Consider the following 19,586-nt stretch of genomic DNA (forward strand, 5'->3'; position numbering starts at 1 on the left):
TCGACAGGCACCTTTCTCACTGCTGTTGCGTTAATCGCTAAATATATCTACCTTCGCTAAGACAAAAATTATTTCATAGCCTGATTACTTTAAGAATTGAGAGCTCCATTAGGGGTAAATCATTTTAGCACCTGGTTCTTCTTTAAAACCATCACTTTAGCGAAAGACCGAACGCTGACAGTCTCAACCAAGTAGAAAGGGCTCTGAGCAAATAACTTATTCCATTCACTGACCGTTCGTTCACGCCCTTTTGTTCCCATTAGCATCTGCATATCCATTGCCGCTAAATTGAGATCTGCCCCTTTCTCTGGAAGTACAGCATCAACAATCGCTAAAGTAGTATTACGTTCACCCATCGCCCGATGAATATTCATTAAAAGCTCTCTAGCCCTGGAATCATTCAGCAAGTGAAAAATAGCCACACACAAATAGATGTCCTTATCACTTACTGCATCTGGAAGTGGGTCATTTAGGATATCAGTAGGATAAAAATCTAATCGTTTCTTAACATCATCACCGAGGTGACTATCCCAATACTCTCGCGCAGTCGATTCTACATTGCTCCTATCAACAACAACTGCAGTCAGGTGTTTGTACGAAGAAAGGATACTGGCACTTTTACTGCCTTTTGCACCGCCCAAATCAATAATTCGATCAAAATTCTTCCAGTTAAAGTCTTGCAGGTATTGTAAACCGGTAAGATGATCAACAGTATCCATTGCATCCGAAAATAGGTCACTAACCTTCGGGTGATCATTCATATAATCAAACATCTCCTTTTCATACACACCTTCAAAAGGCACATTGCCCTCCTTGATATGCCCCTCAAAGTTTGAAAACCATGGCCTACTAAATTCAGGTGAGTTATGCATCAGGATCATATTTTTTACGCTGTTGTCGGCGTTAGTACGAAGCGCTCTTGAATTCCTATTATGCGAAAAACATTTTGGTTCCTCTTCTTTAAAAATCCCCATTGCGCATAACATTCTCATCAATCGATAGAGGTACTGTTTATCGGCTTTACAAGCATCCGCCAACTTATCTATCGAAATGGCTTTATCTTCAATATGATCAGCAACATTAAGACAGGCAACAGCATATAAACAGCGAGATTGCCAAAATAAAGATCCTATTTGCATCAAACGAAAGGGAGCCGGGATCAGGCGATTTGGAATATTGCATAAACTGTAAACCGCAATGGAAACCCTCTGAAAGACCCAATTAGAGACCCTATTCTTTTGCATAGACCCGGGCATAAGAACTCCTCAGAAAAAAATGTCTGACAAAAATATCCAACAAAATAAACATCTCTGTTATTACAAACAGAGACTTGAAAGGTTACATATTTTGTAAACCGGCCTTTAGGATTCGGCCATTAAAATCGGCAAGCTGCTTTAAAAACTCAGGCCCCATTTCCTGGCCCATTTGCTCCTCAAGAACTGGCTTGGCCAGCATGGGCAACATTGCAAGACTGACAAACGCAATCCTGAGCAAATCATATTCAGTGCCAGCGTCCGAAGGTTCAGCGCCCTGAATTTCCGCCAATCTCCTGGTCCCCCGTTGGCGCCCCCGCTCTAAGAGTTGGCGAATAACATTCTTTCCTGGCCCCTCGTTAAGCGCCATAACTTTCAAGATTAGGGCTGGAAACTTGGGATTCTCCTGCATTGTGGCATAGTAGAGGTCGAAGAAGTCACCAAAATCCCAGTCGCCATCTAGGCTCAGCTGCTCAACAGCATTAATCAGGGGGAGTAAGGTTTGACGAATCATATCTTCGTATAAGCCATCCTTACTGCCGAAGTAATACCGAATCATTGATACCGCCACCCCCGCCTTGGCAGCAATTTGGCGAGTGGTAACCCGGTGATACTCATCGTTCAAAAAGCACTCTCGTGCCGCTTCTATCAACCGATTGGCAACATTTGACTCCTGCATATTCCTTACCATCCCCTATTTGTAATGCAATGGAGGCTAACAGGGTATAGCACCACCTTCCATAATGACTGTTGTTCAATATAAGGGGTTTGTACGAACACTGAGCGCTTAACTACCTTAGACCGCTATACAGAGGTAAAAGGAGCAAGCAGATTCCTCACATTAGCTTTTAAATGAATAACTAGTCTTTCTTTAGTGTGCCCATTCATACAGACAAATTCTAAGTCATCCAGGAACTCGTAATGGACAAAATATCGGGAGCTAGGTAAAACACAAGAATCTATAAAGAATGCGAATTTAGCTTGCGTTTCTTGAGAGAAAAATCAGATATATCTAGAGGAAAAAGAACAAAATATAGGCACCAAAATAATCTTATTGGATTTTATTAAGTTTGTTTTAGTGTCAAAGCTGCGTAGAATTGGTAGATATTTATCGGTATTTTTGGCTGTCACTGTGCGAGTTTCAATTGGCACATAGCTCAAGTTAAAAAATGCCAAAAGCTTTCCAAATAATCCATTTACTTATAGGAGAACAGTAGCGTGATATAAGAGTAAGTAAAAGGCGCTGACCCATGGTGCGGGAACACCAGGGGCCAGCTAACCAAATTGATACAGTAACTATCAAGATGGCTATATGCATAGTACGCTAGAAACCCGCTCGTCTTCAATAAAGTGGAGTACATTCAGCAGCTTGGAACGATTCCCCAGGCTCTGGGAGCGTTGCGCCCGCCTTTTCTTCTTCCGTGCCTACCGTTCCCGTGCCCCACCTAAAATTTCCTGCAAACACCGCCCTTCAAGCCGCCTTCCCATTACGGAATGCCTAGCCATAACTTGCATATCAGTAGGAAAAGAAAATGTTGATCTTAAAACGCCGGACTGGCGAAAATCTAAGAATTGGAACAAATGTCTCTATCACAGTATTGGAGGTTAAGGGTAATCAAGTAAAGATAGGAATACATGCCCCCAAATTCCTACCTGTGCACCGTGAAGAAATTTATATACGCATTCAAGAGGAAAGAAAATTGATAAACCGAAGTGGCTGAGAGCCTACGCCTCCAATAGAAAGGGCCCACTATGGGCCTAAAATTCTCTATATGGGTATGGTTCCGACAACTTCGTAATATAAGTTTCTATATTATCCTTCTCTCTCATGCTCCATATACTAACTATAATTAACTTATAATGTGAAAATGCTACTTTCGGGCCAATCAAAAAAACGTACTCAAGAAGTTTTGATAGGTACATTTATAAAAAGGCACCTTTATACCTGTGAAAGTATGCAGAGTGCCCACTAATATCATAAGCCGTTTAGTACTTTTTAAGCTGGAATAAATTGCCCATTTCGTATGCTGAGTAAATTTCCTGCATTGCCTCTTCGGTAACTTGATTGATCTTTTCTATCGTGGGGTTCAATCCTGTACCATCAACAGTTGTTCGAAACGGTCGACTTGAAGGCTCTGTCTTCAGTAAGTTCAGAACCGCATCTGCAACCAATTGTGGGCTGGGGGCATTCTCTGATTCATGACCCTTCTCTGTACCGGCCCACATTTGCTCCGGGGCATCTGCATACTCACCATAACTCGCAGCCACTTCTTTGTCACTTGCTCTTAACAGGTTTGAGCCAAAATCGGTTCCAAATCCGCCTGGTTGAACAATCAAAGATTGAATACCAAATTGCGCCAGCTCTACGCGATAATTCTCTGCCATTCCTTCTACCGCATGTTTGGTGGCATTATAAGAACCAAGGAAAGGTAATACGAACTTACCTAAAATGCTTGATATCTGAATAAGAGTTCCACTGCTGCGCTGTTTCATCTGCGGCAACACTGCACGTATTAAACGTTGAACGCCAAAAACATTGATATCAAAAACCTTTTTAAAGTCCTCGATGGTAAAGCTTTCCTGCCACCCGAGCGTACCGACTCCCGCGTTATTAATTAAGATATCAATTGGGCCGACTTCTTTAGTCGCTTGAGCAATACCCTTGGCGACGCTCTCATCATCGGTTACATCAATATCGACGACAACGATACCTTTAGCAATAAGCTCATTAGCTACAGAAGCATTGCGGCCACTTGGGTCTCGCATGGTGCCGATGACTTTGTAGCCATTATTTGCAAGTGTATTGGCAATTAGATAACCAAAACCACTATTTGAACCAGTAATAAGCGCTGTTTGAGTCATGATTGTCTCCTTAAATTTTGCATCACATCAACTGGTGTAAAGATTAAGACTTGCACGTGCATTAATGAAATTGATTTAATGCATATAGCAATGAATAAAAATAATAGCCACAAAACCAGTACGCAAAAGGCTTCATAAGCCACCCCTATTGATCAGATATTCAATCAGGGGGTTTTAAAAAAATTAAGAGCAAAGGCCTTCAGCACTAAGATCCGCACTGGTTATCTATCAGATTTTGCATCTAGTTTTTAGTGGAAAAATAGCTAGACACAACGTACAGAATAAAAAGCCATAAGATATTTTGAATAAGCAGTCTAAGGAATTAAGACCTTAAAAACTGTCATCTAGCACCATACAGGTATAGAACTTAAACAATTACAAAATTGAGTTAAGCCCTACCTGCACACCATTTAGATAACTCTAGTTATTTTTTCCACAAGGAAAAATGTATTCTCATTGTTTACCCATCTCCGCCTCAAATGCCTCACGGTAGTCGGGATGCCAACGAGAGAGTGGCGGACGATTGTTAATAATATCCCCTATCGCCCAGCTCATGCGTTTAACATCAGTTTCACGATCTACGTCATTATCCGGGCAAAGAATGTAAAAATCACCACGCTCGACGCTCTCCAGCATAAAATCGACCACTTGATCCGCAGTCCATGCGCCATCTGGTTTACTAGGGCTACCAATCATACCCGTGTAAGTGAAACCAGGAATTAACAAGTGAGATGAGACCTGGCTTTCAGGTGTATTTCGAATAGAGTGCTGTAACGCCTCCGCAGTAGCTTTTACCGCAGCCTTACTGACGTTGTAAGCCGGATTTCCCGGTGGAGTGGTAATTCCCTGCTTAGATCCGGTCGTAACGATAACAGATGGGCTGTTTTGACTGATCATTTCGGGGGCAAATGCATGAATACAATGAATCACACCCCAAAGGTTTGTGTTGATAATCTTATTCCAACCATCTAAATTCTCCCAACTTCCATTTTTAACAGCAGTTCCTGCGTTATTAAAAAGAAAGTCGATACGACCGAATTCTTGTTTAACTTGATCTTTGAGCGCTAGTACCGAGCTAAAATCACTCACATCGGTTTCTACTATTAAAGTATCATTTGGTAGAGCGCGCTTAGCTTCTTCCAGTTTTTCTTTGTTAACATCTGCTAAACAAATCTTCATCCCTCTTTTTGATAGGGCCTTTGCTGCCGCAAAACCTATTCCGCTGGCACCACCAGTAATAACTGCAACATTATTCGACTGAAAGATAGTAGATGTGCTCATTGGGATTCCTGGATTATCGTCAAAGACATAAATTAGAGTTTGTGGAATACGGTATTAATACTGCTCCTTCAGGCATAGGCTTTTTACCGAAATCATTCTTTACAGCCTTGGGACTCTCAATGGAGTTTTGCCTGAAGAAGCCTGCTACTAAGATAGACGACTATTTCATCAATTTTAGAAGCTCTTGAGCAACAGCAATGGAGGATTTGTTGTTCTGGCCTGTTACCAGTTCACGATCAACAACAACATGCGGCTGCCAATCTTCTTTGCTACGGGAGTAATTACCACCGGCATTGGTGAGTGCATTTTGAGGCCAGTAGAACAGCTCATCACCACCTAAGTAGTATTGAGTAGCTACAGCTTCTTCTGAGTTACTAAAAGAGGTCATTTTGTAACCGTCATATACCCAGCCCTTGGCAGCTTTAGCTTTCTTACCGGCTTTCATTTGGGTTTCAAATTCAGAGCTGTTAGGCAAAGCGGACAACAGCGCAACTGGGCCATGACACACTAAACCGGTAGGCTTGGACTCAGCGTTAAAATGACGTAAGAAACTACCCAATTGATCATTGGATACCAAGTCACCTAAAGGTGCATGACCCCCAGGTACAAACAGCGCATCAAAATTCTCTATACCGATTTGCTCAATGCGAGCAAAGCTAACTACTGGGCTGTGATCTTTGTCAGTCAGCATTAGCTGGTTGAGTAACGCTTTATGGGCATTGTAGTTTTCTTGACTAGTATCCAAGAAATGGTCAGGCGTGTCTGAAACCGGGTCCAGTGTCGGTGCCAGCCCCATCGGGGTAGCGAATGTTATTGTGTGGCCAGCTTCCATCATCAACTTGACCGGCTCCATAAGCTCATTCAAATAGAAGCCCGTTTTGTAGTCACTACCACCCTTCAGCTTCATTTCTGACACGTCTGACATCACAACCAGAACGTTATCTGCCACCGCCAGTGGGCTGACTAGCAATGCTGCCATCGCAAGCAGTTTCTTCAAGTTCATAATCACTTCCTCGAAATTAGGGTTGAATCAATTGAAGTGGCGACAGAATAGGACCCCAGGCTTCATTACTGAAATTAATTAACCTAATATAGGCATGAGCATAACTAATGGCTGAGACTGGTTAGAATGGGCAATATTTCGGACATTGAGCTGAACCAACTAAGGCTCCTGCAGATTATATTTGAGACCCGAAACCTGACCCGGGCTGGTGAGCGTGCAGGGCTAACGCAGTCTGCGGTAAGCCATACGCTGAAGAAACTCCGCCACAGTTTTGATGACTCACTAGTCATCAGGCAAGGCAATCAACTGGTACTGACTCCAAGGGCTGAGTCCCTACAAACACCGTTAAGTCGCTGGCTAAGTGATTTTGAGCGGAATATTTTAAATCAAGAAGAATTCAATCCTGAAAGTACGCAACGCACTTTTTATATCGCAACGAGCGACCTGGTGGAGCAAAGTATCGCTCCCCCCCTAATAGCATTACTGCAAAAAGACGCTCCGAGAGTTCAGGTTATTTTTATAAAGTTAGATAAGCACAGGATCGCCAACCAAATTGAGAGTGGTGAGGCGGATCTTTCTATCAGTGTTATGGAATCAAGTCATCCAAGCCTGATAGTAAAAACCTTGTATAAAGATTCTTTTGTCTCAGCGGTAAGAAATAATCATCCATTTTTGAAAGACAAGAAAAATGTTCATAGTTTTTGTCAATATCCGCATATTATGGCAGGCACGGGGAGAGATAACCGCGGAACAGTTGACAAGGCACTAGAAGAAATTGGCTTATCCAGAAATGTTCAATTTAAAGTAGCGAATTTTTCCAGTGCGCCCTACATTGTAGAATGCAGTGACGGAATCCTCACCGCACCAAGAAAATTTATCCAGTCTATTGCCGGCAAATTCAATATTGTGCATTTTACTCCACCTGTCACCCTCCCCCAATACTCTATGAAAGCCTATTGGAACTTAAAAAATAAGGATGATCCGGCAAATAAATGGTTGAGGGAAAAGATCGTGGAAGTTGCTCGTATTGAATACTAGTTTCAAGTGAGTTTAGTTTTAACTATCTTAATTAGCGCATCAAGTATCGATGCTTTATTATGTGTGGCTACAATCAGTGAAACCTCTCAAATCTTTAGTTTATAAATTGATATCGTTATCAAGAGGCCGCCGAGAACCTTTTGGAGGCCCCCACCTTACACACATCACCTTCCTCCAGGGTACCTTTCAGAATATCACACCTGATTTTAGGGGTCGTTATTTGCTGTCTACAATGCTCTAATGACCTATCCGGATAGGAATCTCTGCAGTATTCAGCAAGTAACTCACTTGCTTTTTCCGGTCTGGAAAAATAGACAACACCGACTATCAATATCATAACTACCACTACAACTTTCATAAATTAGGTCTTTAGAATATTGAGACTACAAATATTTCCGCTTGTGGATTGATTTTCAAATGCATAAACCAGCTGGAAAATTTGCGCTAGATATCGCTGCCTATGCAGTAATGGGCAATCACCACCACATCGCACTCTATATCGACAACGAGATAGTACTGAATATGTCAGGCACCCAGCCAAGACACTTTGAGATTCGAATTCCACAGTTACTGGTGATTTCTCTCCCAACTAGATCGCCCCCTGTCAGTACTACCTATTGATTTTCCCACTTGGAATTGAACATATCCGAGATTGCTCAAAGCTCTGTACACGTCATCTCTAGTTGGAGACCATCCAAACAGAGAGGATTCATATCATAATACTTTTTTAGACCCCAAGAGTTGCGTGTTCTCTAAATTTTTCAAGATCCTCGCTCAAAAAAGGTTCAGTGGAAAATATTTTAAGTACTGCACAGAAAAGTAAATGAAGGAAACTAGAATGATCCCCCAAATTTACCTTTTCAACACTGTGAAGTGGTCCACAAGTTCCCACATTGCATTCGATTTAAATAATGAATCTTCGAGCAGACTATGGATAAGCTATTTAGCAAGAAAATTTTGGCATTGGCACTTACTATTGTATTGGCCTCATGCAGCGGCGGTGGAGGCTCCTCTTCGGATTCCGACCCAGCCCCATCCACAGGGGGAGATGGTAGTGGCCAGGGATCTGGAAGTGGTACGGGCGGCAGCGGATCAGGTAGCACTACACCACTTCCAGACAATGAACCCGGTACAGTGACTGTTGGCGATATTGAAACTGCAGACTTGGGATTTGCCCGAATCACTTCTCGGGATATCACCTTACCGAATGGCCAACCCAATGCCCAAGAGGTTCACGGGCTCCCACACTATATTGCCAGAACAGACAGCACCCAGGACGACACCCTAAAGTCGGTCCCCATGCGAAGTTACACAGCTGCCTGCGCAACTGACACCGACAAACCTCGAATGTTTGTTTCTAAGACCCTAAGCGAGGGTAGTGGAGATGATGAAGTCACTTATGGCACTGTTTATGAGCTGCAATATAACCCAGAGACTTCAAGCTTCGATCAAACCGGTAACACAACGATACTAAAACAATGCTACGAGTCGCACGGTATTGCGGCCAGCTCAGATTGCTCCCGGGTTGCGGTCTTATGCAACACTGAATACCAAGCCAACAAGCGCTATGAGGTGCAGGGTGACTTGGTAGAGCAATACGGTAGCGATTGGATGAAAATGGAAGATAACATCAGCCCTATTGATGCCCGTATTGAAAGGGACATCGGCCTGATGATATCAACCAATCATAGTCAGTACATCGGCTACTTTACTGATCATGCCACCCTGAAATTTGAGGACTTCCTCCCTGGGCTTAAAGCTAAATTCCCAGAGACCGATTTTGGTGATTCTCCATCCTTTAAGACCATTAAAGGGAAAGAGATGCAAGAGGAGATGGCTTATATTGTCGATCAGCTCTCTGAAGCCGACTATAACGCGATGGTCGAGTACATTCGTGAGAGAGGTTATAAATATAACGAACAGATCTGGCTCATGGAGTGGGACGATCAACCACTCAGTGAAAAGCCTGCGGCCTATGTTGTGAACAAGATGCACGGTGGTGGCCATGCCGGAGCCCAAGAGCTTATCTATGTGGACAATGATAGCCAAGGCCGCACCAGCTATGCCTTCTCCGTAACAGCGCGAGTATTTGACGGCAGCTATGGTGGCTCCCACTACTCTGCAGGAATGACGGTTATTGATCGAGATAACTGGTCCCTAAACATGAGTGGAAGTAATAATAGAGGTTGGTATTGGCTTTGTGGCTATGGCCACGTATTAAATATTCGCGCCTTCTATAATCCAGGTAATGAAAAGTATGGAGCAATTTGTACCAGCGATGGCGGAAAATATAATCAGTCTCGCGGGTTAAACACTATTGCGATCAAGATGGAGGATACTTCCTCTACCAGTAGATTTGAAGGAAGTTACAATTACCTTGTTCCCTCCGACAATGCATTCTTCTCCAATGGCGGTGGGCACACGGTAGTGCCGGTTGATAAAGACACAAATCTATCGCTTATCGTCTCCCCCAAGTATATTGATGACGAGGAAATGAATCGCTTCCTACAAAGCGAATACGGCATTGATACAAGTAGTGGCGGCCCCTTTGATGAGCAGTGTTCAGATAGTACGAATTGCTTCTTCTCCTATATGTCAAGCAGCAGCAACCCAACCATTTCCAGGCAGGGCCTACGCGGAGGCGATGCCTTGGACGCCTCTTCTTTAACCCGTATTGGTATCGGCAAAGTCGATGGTAACGGCAGTATCGAGGGGCAAGGCTTTAAATGGCTGGTAGAAGAGCCCGACTGTCAAATCAGTGATCCTCAACTTATTGATTTGAAAAATGGTCGCTACCTATTTGGCTACGCACAATTTCAGTGCATCTCCGATAACCTGTCGTACAACCGAAGTTCAGCGAAGAATGGCGCAATGCGTATGCTGGTCCCCAAGGCCTATTATGTTATGGAGATTGACGCAGACCTCAATGTATTAGAAGGGCCAGTAAAACTAACCAAGTTTGGTTGGGGTGGCTTGGATGAACCCATTTTCCTTGGCAACGGTAAAGTAGCTTGGTCATACATCAAGAACCCCACCTATGATAATTACGGTGGCGGCAAGCAAAATGTTTGGCAAGCGATGATTTACCATTCAAACAGTGTTAACTAATTCATCTATAGAGAAATCACTAATAACTTAAAAATGGAGAGCCTTGCTCTCCATTTTTAATGAACAACAATCTAAGTGGATTCCGAGTAGTTAATACTCCGTAACAGAAGAAAACGCTTGGTACTGACTTAAGAATATACCTCCAGATAACTTCTGCAGAAAACTACTTCTCTCCAGGCAATCCATCACCGGCCCCTTAACTTCCGATAGATGCAGTTGAATTTCTCTATCCAATAGATTGCCATTAATAGACTCAAGTACCTCCAAGGCACTCCAATCTATTTCATTCACTGCGCTGCACATCAGAATGACATGTTTTACCTGTGAGTTATTGGCAAGGCCGGTATAAATGCGCTCTTCCAATACGCCGATATTGGAGAAGATTAAGCGACCATCTACGCGGAAGGTGAGAATCTCGGGAACGGTTTTTACCTGGTGCCGGTGAATATTACGGAAGTGCTCGGTACCCTCCACCAGGCCCACTTCGGCGATATGGGGCTTGGAAGCACGATAAATAAATAATAATAAGGATGCGCCAACACCACAGGCCACACCGGGTTCGACGCCCATTAGCAGGGTAACGGCGATGGTCAGGGTAACGGCAATAAAGTCTGCTTTAGCAAAGTGCCAGGTTTTACGCAGGATGGAGAAATCCACCAAGGAGAGAACCGCAACAATAATGGTGGCGGCTAGTGTGGTTTTCGGTAAGTAATATAGAAAAGGAGTTAAAAAGAGTGCAGCCAGAGCGATACCCAATGCGGTAAACAGGCTGGCAAATTGTGTCTGCGCCCCCGCTGAATCATTCACCACCGAGCGGGAGAAACCACCGCTCACCGGGAAACCGCCAGAAATGCCTGAGCTTATATTGGCCATCCCTAGGGCAACCAATTCCTGGTTGCTATCAATTCTTTGCCTGCGCTTGGCGGCCAAGGTTTTGGCCACCGATATGGATTCTACATAGCCAATAATGGCAATCATTAGTGCGGGCACAAATAAAGATTGCAGCAGCGGCAGTGAGAGGTGCGGCAGTGATAGGGGCGGCAAACCGGCAGGAATAGCGCCTACCAAAGCCACTTGTTGCGCTTCAAAATTTATGGCGACGGATAAGGCAATGGTTACCAGTACACCCACTACCGGGGCCGCCTTGGCAAACAGTTCGGCATTGCTGCTAGACAAGCCCATTTTCTCCAGCCATTTTGCAGCAAGGGCCCTACTCCAGTAGAGAAAAATCAGCACCCCTACTCCGGTGATCAAAGCAAGGCTATTGATACTGTTCAGGTTCTGCCATAGTGATAGCAGCAGCTCCGGTGCGGTATCACCCTGGGCGGCCACCCCCAATAAATGCCGCAACTGGCTGAGGGCTATCAGTAATGCCGAAGCAGTAATAAAACCAGAGATCACCGGGTGAGAGAGAAAGTTCGCCAGCATACCAAGGCGTAATGTACCCAGCAGAAAAAGTATTCCCCCGGAAAGCAGTGCCAGCGCGGCGGCAGCGCTCAGGTAGTCCATCTCGCCCGTGGCGGTGACCTCTCCCAGCGCGGCGGCGCTCATCAGTGAGATCACCGCGACCGGCCCCACAGACAACGTACTACTGGAACCAAAAATACCGTAAACCACCAGCGGTACCATGCTCGCATAGAGGCCAACTTCCGCCGGCAGTCCCGCCAGCAGGGCATAGGCAAGAGATTGAGGAATCAGTAGCACTGTAACAATTGCGGCGGCGAGCAGATCGCGGTTTAAGGTGCGGCGGTTATAGGATTGAAAAGTAGTGAGGATGGGAAACCATCGGGAGAGTTGCTGCATAACCTTGGCTCACCTTTCACTCTATTGTTTAACCACGCGGGTACCTCCCGCTTTATCACGGCACATCACGGGTATTTAACTGCGGCACACTTTCACAACTGTGCCGCAATTCTGGGTATGACCTAACTGGCCATTGAAATGTCTTTATGTCTTTATTAGGGCTCAATAGCAACCAGCGCGGCACTGACATCGAAACCGGCCATCTGCGCTTGGCCGAACAAATGTTTTTTATCTGCGCCCATTAAAACTTTGGCGCCAGCCCACACCTGGCTGGAACGATTGCCGGTAAGACAAAATGCATGGATTTTTTCACCGCCCTGCAATACATCACGAAAGGCCTCACAGTGTTCCCGCGTCATTCGCCCACGGGTAAAAGGGATCGCAATAAAACGCAAGCCGGCGTCCTGGGCGGCCCGCTCCATAGCTTTGTAACTAGGATGTACTTCACTCTCCCCCTCCGGGCAATTGCAAACCACCACCTGTACACCACTCTGTGCCAACGGTGCCATTGCCTCACAGGTAATATGTTCAGAAACACTCACCTGTTCATCTAACTTTTTAATATTCATAGTCGTCTCGAAATGACAGCAGTCCTCATTAAAATAGAACTACAGCGCTGGGATTAACTGGTTTTTTACAGCTGATTCAGCGGAACCTTTAAATAAACAGTGCCATTGGATTCCGCCGGGGGAAGTTGCCCTGCACGGATGTTGACCTGCACCGAGGGAATAATCAGCCGCGGCATAGGCAGACTGGCATCGCGCTTTTTACGGATTGCCACAAATTCGCTTTCGCTAATGCCGTCGCGCAGGTGGATATTCTCGCGGCGCTGGGCACCCACCGTGGTTTCACACTGATAGTCTCGCTCGTCTTGCGGCGGATAATCGTGACACATGAACATGCGGGTTTCGTCCGGCAGGGATAATATTTTTTTCACCGACAAATACAACTGCGCGGCATCGCCACCGGGAAAATCGCAACGGGCACTGCCCACGTCGGGCATAAACAGGGTATCCCCCACAAACAGGGCATCGCCGATCAGCCAGGCCATATCCGCCGGCGTATGGCCGGGGCTATAAATTACCTGCGCCTCTAGTGTCCCCACCTGAAAAGTTTCACCATCTTTGAATAGGTGATCGAACTGACTGCCATCGGCAAGGAACTCCCGCTCCAGATTAAAGACCTCACGAAAAATCTTCTGTACCTGGCAAATCTGCTCACCAATGGCGATGCGCCCGCCCAATTGCTCTCGCAGAAAAGGCGCCGCAGAGAGGTGGTCGGCATGGGCGTGGGTTTCCAGTATCCACTCCAGGGTGAGGTTCTTTTCACGGATAAACGACACTATCGCCTGAGCACCCTTATTGCTGGTGCGCCCAGATGCCACATTAAAATTCAGCACGGCATCCACCACTGCAGCCGAGCCGCCGTCCCTGTCGTACACCACATAGCTCCAGGTTTCGGTTTCCCTGTCTAGGAACGGCTGCACCTGAGTACCTTGCTCTACCTGCGGCATTTTGTGCCCTCCAAATTTCACTACCGAATCAATATACATTTTGATAATATATAAAACAATATATTATTAACTTGTAAATTGTCTCCAGGCCAAGTTTATGCCCGATACCACAAACCTCGATATAGACAAGATGCGCGACTCCGCTGGCCAGGCTGCGGCCATGCTGCGCTCCCTGGCCAACCAAGACCGTTTGCTGCTGCTATGCCAGCTCAGCCAGGAAGAACTAAATGTAGGCGAACTTGAGGAACGTCTTGGGCTTCGTCAGCCCAGCCTTTCCCAGCAGCTAGGCGTTCTGCGCCGCGAAGGGCTAGTGGATACCCGCCGGGAGGGCAAACACGTCTATTACCGGGTAGCCGACCCACGGGTACTGGCCCTTTTACAAACCCTCTATCAACTCTACTGCGCGGAGTAATGCCATGAGCATCGACTGGACCGCTTTCACCCCTGCCTCGGCACTCGCCGGCGGTATTCTTATAGGGCTCGCCAGTGTCCTGTTACTGATTTTTAACGGCCGCATCGCCGGTATCTCTGGCGTTTTGGGCGGCCTGCTGGAGGGCAACCCCGGTATCGGCTGGCGCCTGGCTTTTGTTATCGGATTGTTGGCTGCGCCACTGGCCTGGCAAGTATTTTCCACCCTGCCGCCCATAGAAATTGAAGCCGGCTACCCCACCCTGATCGCCGCCGGTCTACTGGTGGGCTTTGGCACCCGCTTGGGGTCCGGCTGCACCAGCGGCCACGGAGTTTGTGGTCTTTCCCGTCTCTCCCCCCGCTCCCTAGTCGCCACATTGGTATTTATGGCGGCGGGCTTTGTCACTGTTTACGTTGTACGCCACCTGCTGGCCGCTTAAGCGAGGATCGAATCATGAAAACCACTGTGACGGCATTGCTGGCGGGTTTGGTCTTTGGCTTGGGGCTACTGTTATCCGGCATGGCCAATCCGGCAAAAGTCCTCGGATTTTTGGATATTGCCGGCGCTTGGGACCCCTCCCTGGCTTTGGTGATGGCTGGTGCTATCGCCGTGAGCCTGCCCGCCTTCCAATTATTTAAAGGCCGCAGCCAATCCCTGTTGAAGCAAACCTTACAGCTGCCGACAAATAATCATATTGATCGCCGCCTGCTGATTGGCGGCCTGATGTTTGGTGCCGGCTGGGGGCTGGCGGGCTTCTGCCCCGGCCCGGCCATTGTGGCGAGTGGTGCCGGGCAGGAAAAGGCTCTGATATTCACCCTGGCCATGCTGGCCGGTATGGGGATTTTCAGGCTCAGTGCCCGCAAGATGGTCCCGGCGCAAGGTTAAGGCCAAAGACTGTGGGCGGCGACTGCTACGAATAACCCACGCCGCCGCAGCGGTCTATCTTGTTGTTTCAGGGCGCTCGCACAGCGGGTGCCGATACCCAAAAGATAAAGGTATGCGTGCGCACCAGCTGATCCCCTCCTGGCTGAAAAACTACCGGCCCAAGTGGCTGATAGGGGATGCCGTTGCCGCAATCCTCGCCAGCATGATGCTGGTTCCCCAGGCACTGGCCTATGCTGCCCTGGCCGGCCTGCCCCCCTACCTGGGCCTCTATGCGGGCCTGTTGCCTCTGGTGGGCTATGCCCTGTTTGGCTCCAGCTCGGTACTCTCTGTAGGGCCCGTAGCAATACTGGCCCTGATGACCGCATCCGCCCTCACTCCCATCGCCACACCCGGCAGTGCCGAATATATCAACGGGGCCATACTGCTGGCCCTGCTCAGCGGGATCATGCTGCTACTGATGGGCTTTCTCGGCCTCGGCAGCCTCTCCAACCTGCTGAGCCTGCCTGTAGTCAACGGCTTCGTCTCCGGCGCCGCGGTGCTGATCATTGCAGGGCAAATAGCTCCCCTGCTCGGCACCAAGAGTGAGGGCCACACGGCCCTGGAGATACTATTGAGCACCATAGACAACAGCCCCATGAGCGACCCGGATGCGGCATTAATGGGGTTGATCGCTCTGTTCAGCCTGGTTATCGCCCGCCTCGGGCTCCCCCTGTTACTGCGTACACTGGGCGTTGAGCGCACACGGGCAAAGCTGCTATCGCGCCTGGCGCCCATGCTGGTTGTACTGCTCTCCATCGCCCTTACCGCCATCTTTCACTGGGAGCAGGATTTACCCGTGGTAGGCGAAATTCCCGCGGGGCTACCGGACTTCACGCTGCCGGTTTTTAACCCCACCATGATTTATCAGCTGCTGCTGCCAGCCCTGATTATCGCCCTGATCGGCTTTGTCGAAAGCCTCTCGGTAGCCCATACCATCGCCCTGCGGCGGGGGGAGAAGCTCGACGCCAATGCAGAGTTACGTGGCCTCGGCACCGCCAATCTCCTCAGCGCTTTTTCCGGTGGATTTGCGGTAACTGGCAGCTTTGCGCGCACCGCAGTGAACGATGAGGCTGGGGCGAGATCACCACTGAGTGGCGTTATCGCCGCAATATTTATTGCCCTGGTACTGCTTTACGCCACCAAGGTATTCACCGAACTGCCGGTGTGCGTTTTGGCTGCAACGATTATTGTCGCGGCAGCCAATCTGATCGATTTGCGTGCGCTGGCGCACCACTGGCACTACGACCGCACCGATGGCCTGGCCATGGGTGGCACCCTGCTGGGCGTTATATTATTTGGTGTTGAGGCCGGTATCGGCTTGGGCGTGGGGCTCTCTTTCGCCACCCTAATCTGGCGAGCCAGCCGCCCCCATATCGCCGTGGTGGGGCGCGTTCCCGGCACCGAGCACTTTCGCAATGTGCTGCGTTACACGGTAAAAACCCAACCAGATATCCTCTTCCTGCGCATCGATGAAAACTTGTTTTTCAGCAATATCAGCGCGATTGAAGACCGCCTGTTTGCGGAAGTTCAGCGGCAGAAAAGCCTGCACGACCTGGTATTGATCCTTTCTTCGGTCAACCGTATCGACAGCACCGCCATTGAGCGCTTGCAACAGGTCAACCAAGATTTGCTCGAGCGCAATATCCGCCTGCACCTGGCAGAGGTGAAGGGCCCTGTTCTGGACCGGTTGGGGCGCTCCAAGCTGCTACAGGAATTAACCGGCCGGGTTTTTCTCTCCGCCTATATCGCCGAGCTGGCCCTGCGCCATCACAATATCCATGACGACGGCCAAGCCAACACACCGTCCTCCCCCGCCGACCCCACTTGATCCATCATTTGGTAAACTTGTCTGCCACCACTAATCACTGGCAAAATATCCAGTATTTGGGCGAAGGACACCATGGCTGGCGATACACTGACACAGGAACAGCAGGCCATTGCGGATCACTCCGGTGGCCATGCCAAAATTATTGCCGTAGCCGGCTCCGGAAAAACCACCGCCCTGCTGCACTACGTAAAAAATCGCCTGGATGCCGGCACGCCTGCCGCCCAGCTGCTGGTATTGATGTACAACCGCAGCGCGCGGGAAGATTTCGAACGCCGTATGGGCCAGCTGGCCTGCAACCATACCCCGGCAGTGCACACCTTTCACAGCATCGGCTACCGCCTCTACCAGCGCATGATTGCCAGCGGCCATATCGCCACAGCGAATCTCAGCCCCCTGTCACAATCCAGTGTACAGCTACAAATTTGGAAGGCCATCGAGGAGTGTGCTCCCACCCATGAGCTGGAAGAAATTCGCGAACGAAAGCAGTCGGAAATCGAGGCCGCAGAATTTTTTATCGACTACAGCAAAACCCTTCTCTGCGGCGAACACAGCGCGCTCAAGGAACTAAAACTCGGCGACGAATACGGTTATTTTTTACAGGTATTTCGCACCTTTGAAGATTGGCGCCGCGGCCAAGCGGCCGTGACCTACGCCGACTTAATTTACGACCCGGCAAAATTGCTCCAAAAAAAACCGGAGCTGGCACAACAATACGGCGGAAATTTTGAAGACATCCTGGTGGACGAGTACCAGGACATCAATGAGATACAGCACTTTCTGTTGCGAGTGCTGCACGGCGGCAATGGCAATGTGATCGCCATTGGCGATCCCGACCAGACCATCTATGAGTGGCGCGGCTCCAAGCCGGAATTCCTGCTCAAATTATTCGACCAGGATTTTCCACCGTCTCACATTTACCACCTGAGCCGTACTTTTCGCTACGGGCATCAGCTGTCCCTGGCCGCCAACCACTTTATTGAGAACAACCGCGACCGCGCCGAGATTTTTTGTGTTTCCGCCGATGGCGAGCGGCAAACTCCAATTGAACAGGTAAACACCGACAAGGAAGGTCACTGGCTGGTAGAACACCTGCACCGCTGCCAACAGCAGGGCCAATCTTTAGCGGGTATCGCTATATTGGTGCGCCTCTGGTCCATTGCCGCACCGCTGGAACTGGCGCTGCTGGCCAACAGCATCCCCTACCATTCCGCCAGCCGCAACACGGTGCTGTCGCGCCGCGAACTGCGGCCACTGTTCTGGAGCCTGAATATCGCCTCGGGCCGTTTTAGTGAGCTGCCACCCAAGCGGCGCCAGCAGGGGTTGTACGAATGGCTCACCGCTCCGCATGTGCGCATCCCACGCAAAGTGCTTGAACCCCTCTGTGCCACCCTCGCCACACAAGAGAAAGGCTGGGGCAAACAGCTGCTTGCGCAACTGCCAGAGACCCTGAGCAAACCGCAGGCCAAACGCCTGCGCCAAAGAGCGGAGCTTTTGATACAAATAGAGAGCTGGCGTGGCCACGCCGGCGAGCTACTGCGCCGGCATATCGGCGAGCTGGAACTTCTCAGCGGTATTGCCGAAGACGCCTTCACCCGCCAGCAGGGTGAGGAGAGGCAGCAGACCATTCTGGCTTTCTGCCAATATCTGGATACCCTCAAGCAACCTCCAGCACAAGCCTTAGCGCACCTACAGGAACTACAACGACAGCACCGCGAGGGCGAGCAGACTGCGGCGGAGGCTATCCAAATTACCACCATGCACCAGGCCAAAGGGCTGGAGTGGGATCAGGTCATTATTCCCACCCTCACCCAGCACAATATGCCTTACCAGTCCCAGCGGGATTTCAGTACTCCCGCCTCCCAGGAAAGTGAGCGCCGCCTAATGTACGTGGCCATGACACGGGCAAAGTCCAAGCTGTTTCTGCTGGCCCCCACCGAGGAGGCCAAACGCAAAGACCCCGAGGCCGCACAGCCCTCGCTGTTTATCAACGAAATGCAATTGCCCCTCAGCCAGCTGATGGCGCAATGCCTACGCGAGCGCCCCGAGCATATCCATACCGATATCCCGGTCTCCCGCCAAGCCCTGCGCTACCTAGAGGCCTGCGACTACAACCCAACACTCAGCGCACCCGCCGCCCCCATACGCAAGCCCACCCAAGGCGAAGCCTTACGCCACAACAAGCTCGGCCAGGGGCGGGTTTTAAAATGGGAGGATCAGCGTGTGGAAGTGCAATTCAGCGATGGTAAAACACGGCGCTTCGACTGGGACACCCTAGCCCGCTATTTGGTGTAGCTCTTTTTGTAGCCCTGAGGACCTACAGCGCCCTCAAAGAAAGGACCCCTCATCTGTTGACTTGGCAAATGTTGCATGTACGGGGTAAGACAATGATTTGTAACGATTTTTTTAAGAAAACAGTTGACTTGGGTAAAGCGTCTCTATAATATCCGCACCCGTAACGCGCTCGTAGCTCAGCTGGATAGAGTACCTGGCTACGAACCAGGCGGTCGGAGGTTCGAATCCTCCCGAGCGCGCCATACAAAGCAAAGGGGCTGTAGGAAACTACA

At 48.8% G+C, this 19,586-nt stretch carries 17 protein-coding genes and 1 tRNA gene; 10 read left to right on the top strand and 8 right to left on the bottom strand.

Features of this window, described 5'->3' with window-relative positions; translation table 11 throughout:
- Nucleotides 1-119: 119 nt before the first annotated feature.
- Nucleotides 120-1,256, bottom strand: a complete 1,137-nt coding sequence (locus ACJJIB_RS14495) for a methyltransferase (RefSeq protein ID WP_444886610.1) — start codon at nt 1,254-1,256, stop codon at nt 120-122.
- Between the two features lie 82 nt (nt 1,257-1,338).
- The gene (locus ACJJIB_RS14500) at nt 1,339-1,932 is read right to left on the bottom strand and encodes a TetR/AcrR family transcriptional regulator (RefSeq protein WP_444886611.1); all 594 of its coding nucleotides are present in this window, start codon (nt 1,930-1,932) and stop codon (nt 1,339-1,341) included.
- A gap of 853 nt (nt 1,933-2,785) precedes the next feature.
- Between ACJJIB_RS14500 and csrA the strand changes: the two genes are divergently transcribed.
- Nucleotides 2,786-2,974, top strand: coding sequence for a carbon storage regulator CsrA (csrA, locus tag ACJJIB_RS14505; protein ID WP_444886612.1), 189 nt, complete (start codon nt 2,786-2,788; stop codon nt 2,972-2,974).
- A gap of 265 nt (nt 2,975-3,239) precedes the next feature.
- Here csrA and ACJJIB_RS14510 read toward each other — a convergent pair whose 3' ends face one another.
- The 3 genes from ACJJIB_RS14510 to ACJJIB_RS14520 form a co-directional block, all read right to left on the bottom strand.
- Nucleotides 3,240-4,115, bottom strand: a complete 876-nt coding sequence (locus ACJJIB_RS14510) for an SDR family oxidoreductase (protein WP_444884380.1) — start codon at nt 4,113-4,115, stop codon at nt 3,240-3,242.
- A gap of 453 nt (nt 4,116-4,568) precedes the next feature.
- Nucleotides 4,569-5,396 (bottom strand): SDR family NAD(P)-dependent oxidoreductase, encoded by an 828-nt coding sequence (locus ACJJIB_RS14515; protein ID WP_444886613.1) that lies wholly within the window; start codon nt 5,394-5,396, stop codon nt 4,569-4,571.
- Nucleotides 5,397-5,556: 160 nt separating this feature from the next.
- Nucleotides 5,557-6,399, bottom strand: a complete 843-nt coding sequence (locus ACJJIB_RS14520) for a type 1 glutamine amidotransferase domain-containing protein (protein ID WP_444884378.1) — start codon at nt 6,397-6,399, stop codon at nt 5,557-5,559.
- A gap of 126 nt (nt 6,400-6,525) precedes the next feature.
- Between ACJJIB_RS14520 and ACJJIB_RS14525 the strand changes: the two genes are divergently transcribed.
- The 3 genes from ACJJIB_RS14525 (at nt 6,526) to ACJJIB_RS14535 (ending at nt 10,545) form a co-directional block, all read left to right on the top strand.
- On the top strand, nt 6,526-7,437 hold the full coding sequence (locus ACJJIB_RS14525) for a LysR family transcriptional regulator (RefSeq protein ID WP_252082208.1): 912 nt from the start codon (nt 6,526-6,528) through the stop codon (nt 7,435-7,437).
- Between the two features lie 417 nt (nt 7,438-7,854).
- Nucleotides 7,855-8,058, top strand: a complete 204-nt coding sequence (locus tag ACJJIB_RS14530; protein ID WP_444886614.1) for a hypothetical protein — start codon at nt 7,855-7,857, stop codon at nt 8,056-8,058.
- A 309-nt stretch (nt 8,059-8,367) separates the two neighbouring features.
- On the top strand, nt 8,368-10,545 hold the full coding sequence (locus tag ACJJIB_RS14535) for a hypothetical protein (RefSeq protein WP_444886615.1): 2,178 nt from the start codon (nt 8,368-8,370) through the stop codon (nt 10,543-10,545).
- 90 nt (nt 10,546-10,635) lie between these two features.
- On the opposite strand, the gene ACJJIB_RS14540 is transcribed toward ACJJIB_RS14535, so the two are convergent.
- From ACJJIB_RS14540 to ACJJIB_RS14550, 3 genes are all read right to left on the bottom strand, one after another.
- Nucleotides 10,636-12,348 carry a SulP family inorganic anion transporter gene (locus ACJJIB_RS14540; RefSeq protein WP_444886616.1) on the bottom strand — a complete coding sequence of 571 codons (1,713 nt, stop codon included), beginning with the start codon at nt 12,346-12,348 and terminating at the stop codon, nt 10,636-10,638.
- A gap of 155 nt (nt 12,349-12,503) precedes the next feature.
- A complete protein-coding gene (locus ACJJIB_RS14545) occupies nt 12,504-12,917 on the bottom strand; it encodes a protein tyrosine phosphatase family protein (protein WP_444886617.1) in 414 nt (137 codons plus the stop codon).
- Nucleotides 12,918-12,982: 65 nt separating this feature from the next.
- Nucleotides 12,983-13,861, bottom strand: coding sequence for an MBL fold metallo-hydrolase (locus ACJJIB_RS14550; protein ID WP_444886618.1), 879 nt, complete (start codon nt 13,859-13,861; stop codon nt 12,983-12,985).
- 97 nt (nt 13,862-13,958) lie between these two features.
- Here ACJJIB_RS14550 and ACJJIB_RS14555 point away from each other — a divergent pair, with 97 nt between their 5' ends.
- The 6 genes from ACJJIB_RS14555 to ACJJIB_RS14580 all read left to right on the top strand — a co-directional run bounded on the left by ACJJIB_RS14555 (nt 13,959) and on the right by ACJJIB_RS14580 (nt 19,556).
- Nucleotides 13,959-14,273: an ArsR/SmtB family transcription factor gene (locus tag ACJJIB_RS14555; RefSeq protein WP_444886619.1), complete on the top strand. Its 315-nt coding sequence runs from the start codon at nt 13,959-13,961 to the stop codon at nt 14,271-14,273.
- Nucleotides 14,274-14,277: 4 nt separating this feature from the next.
- Nucleotides 14,278-14,709, top strand: a complete 432-nt coding sequence (locus ACJJIB_RS14560; protein ID WP_444886620.1) for a YeeE/YedE family protein — start codon at nt 14,278-14,280, stop codon at nt 14,707-14,709.
- A gap of 14 nt (nt 14,710-14,723) precedes the next feature.
- A complete protein-coding gene (locus ACJJIB_RS14565; RefSeq protein WP_444886621.1) occupies nt 14,724-15,155 on the top strand; it encodes a DUF6691 family protein in 432 nt (143 codons plus the stop codon).
- 112 nt (nt 15,156-15,267) lie between these two features.
- Nucleotides 15,268-17,022 (top strand): SulP family inorganic anion transporter, encoded by a 1,755-nt coding sequence (locus ACJJIB_RS14570; protein ID WP_444886622.1) that lies wholly within the window; start codon nt 15,268-15,270, stop codon nt 17,020-17,022.
- Nucleotides 17,023-17,094: 72 nt separating this feature from the next.
- Nucleotides 17,095-19,314 carry an ATP-dependent helicase gene (locus ACJJIB_RS14575; RefSeq protein ID WP_444886623.1) on the top strand — a complete coding sequence of 740 codons (2,220 nt, stop codon included), beginning with the start codon at nt 17,095-17,097 and terminating at the stop codon, nt 19,312-19,314.
- Between the two features lie 165 nt (nt 19,315-19,479).
- Nucleotides 19,480-19,556, top strand: a tRNA-Arg gene (locus ACJJIB_RS14580).
- The last annotated feature ends 30 nt before the right edge of the window (nt 19,557-19,586 follow it).

This window comes from Microbulbifer mixtoriginis (SeqCode), assembly GCF_052467705.1.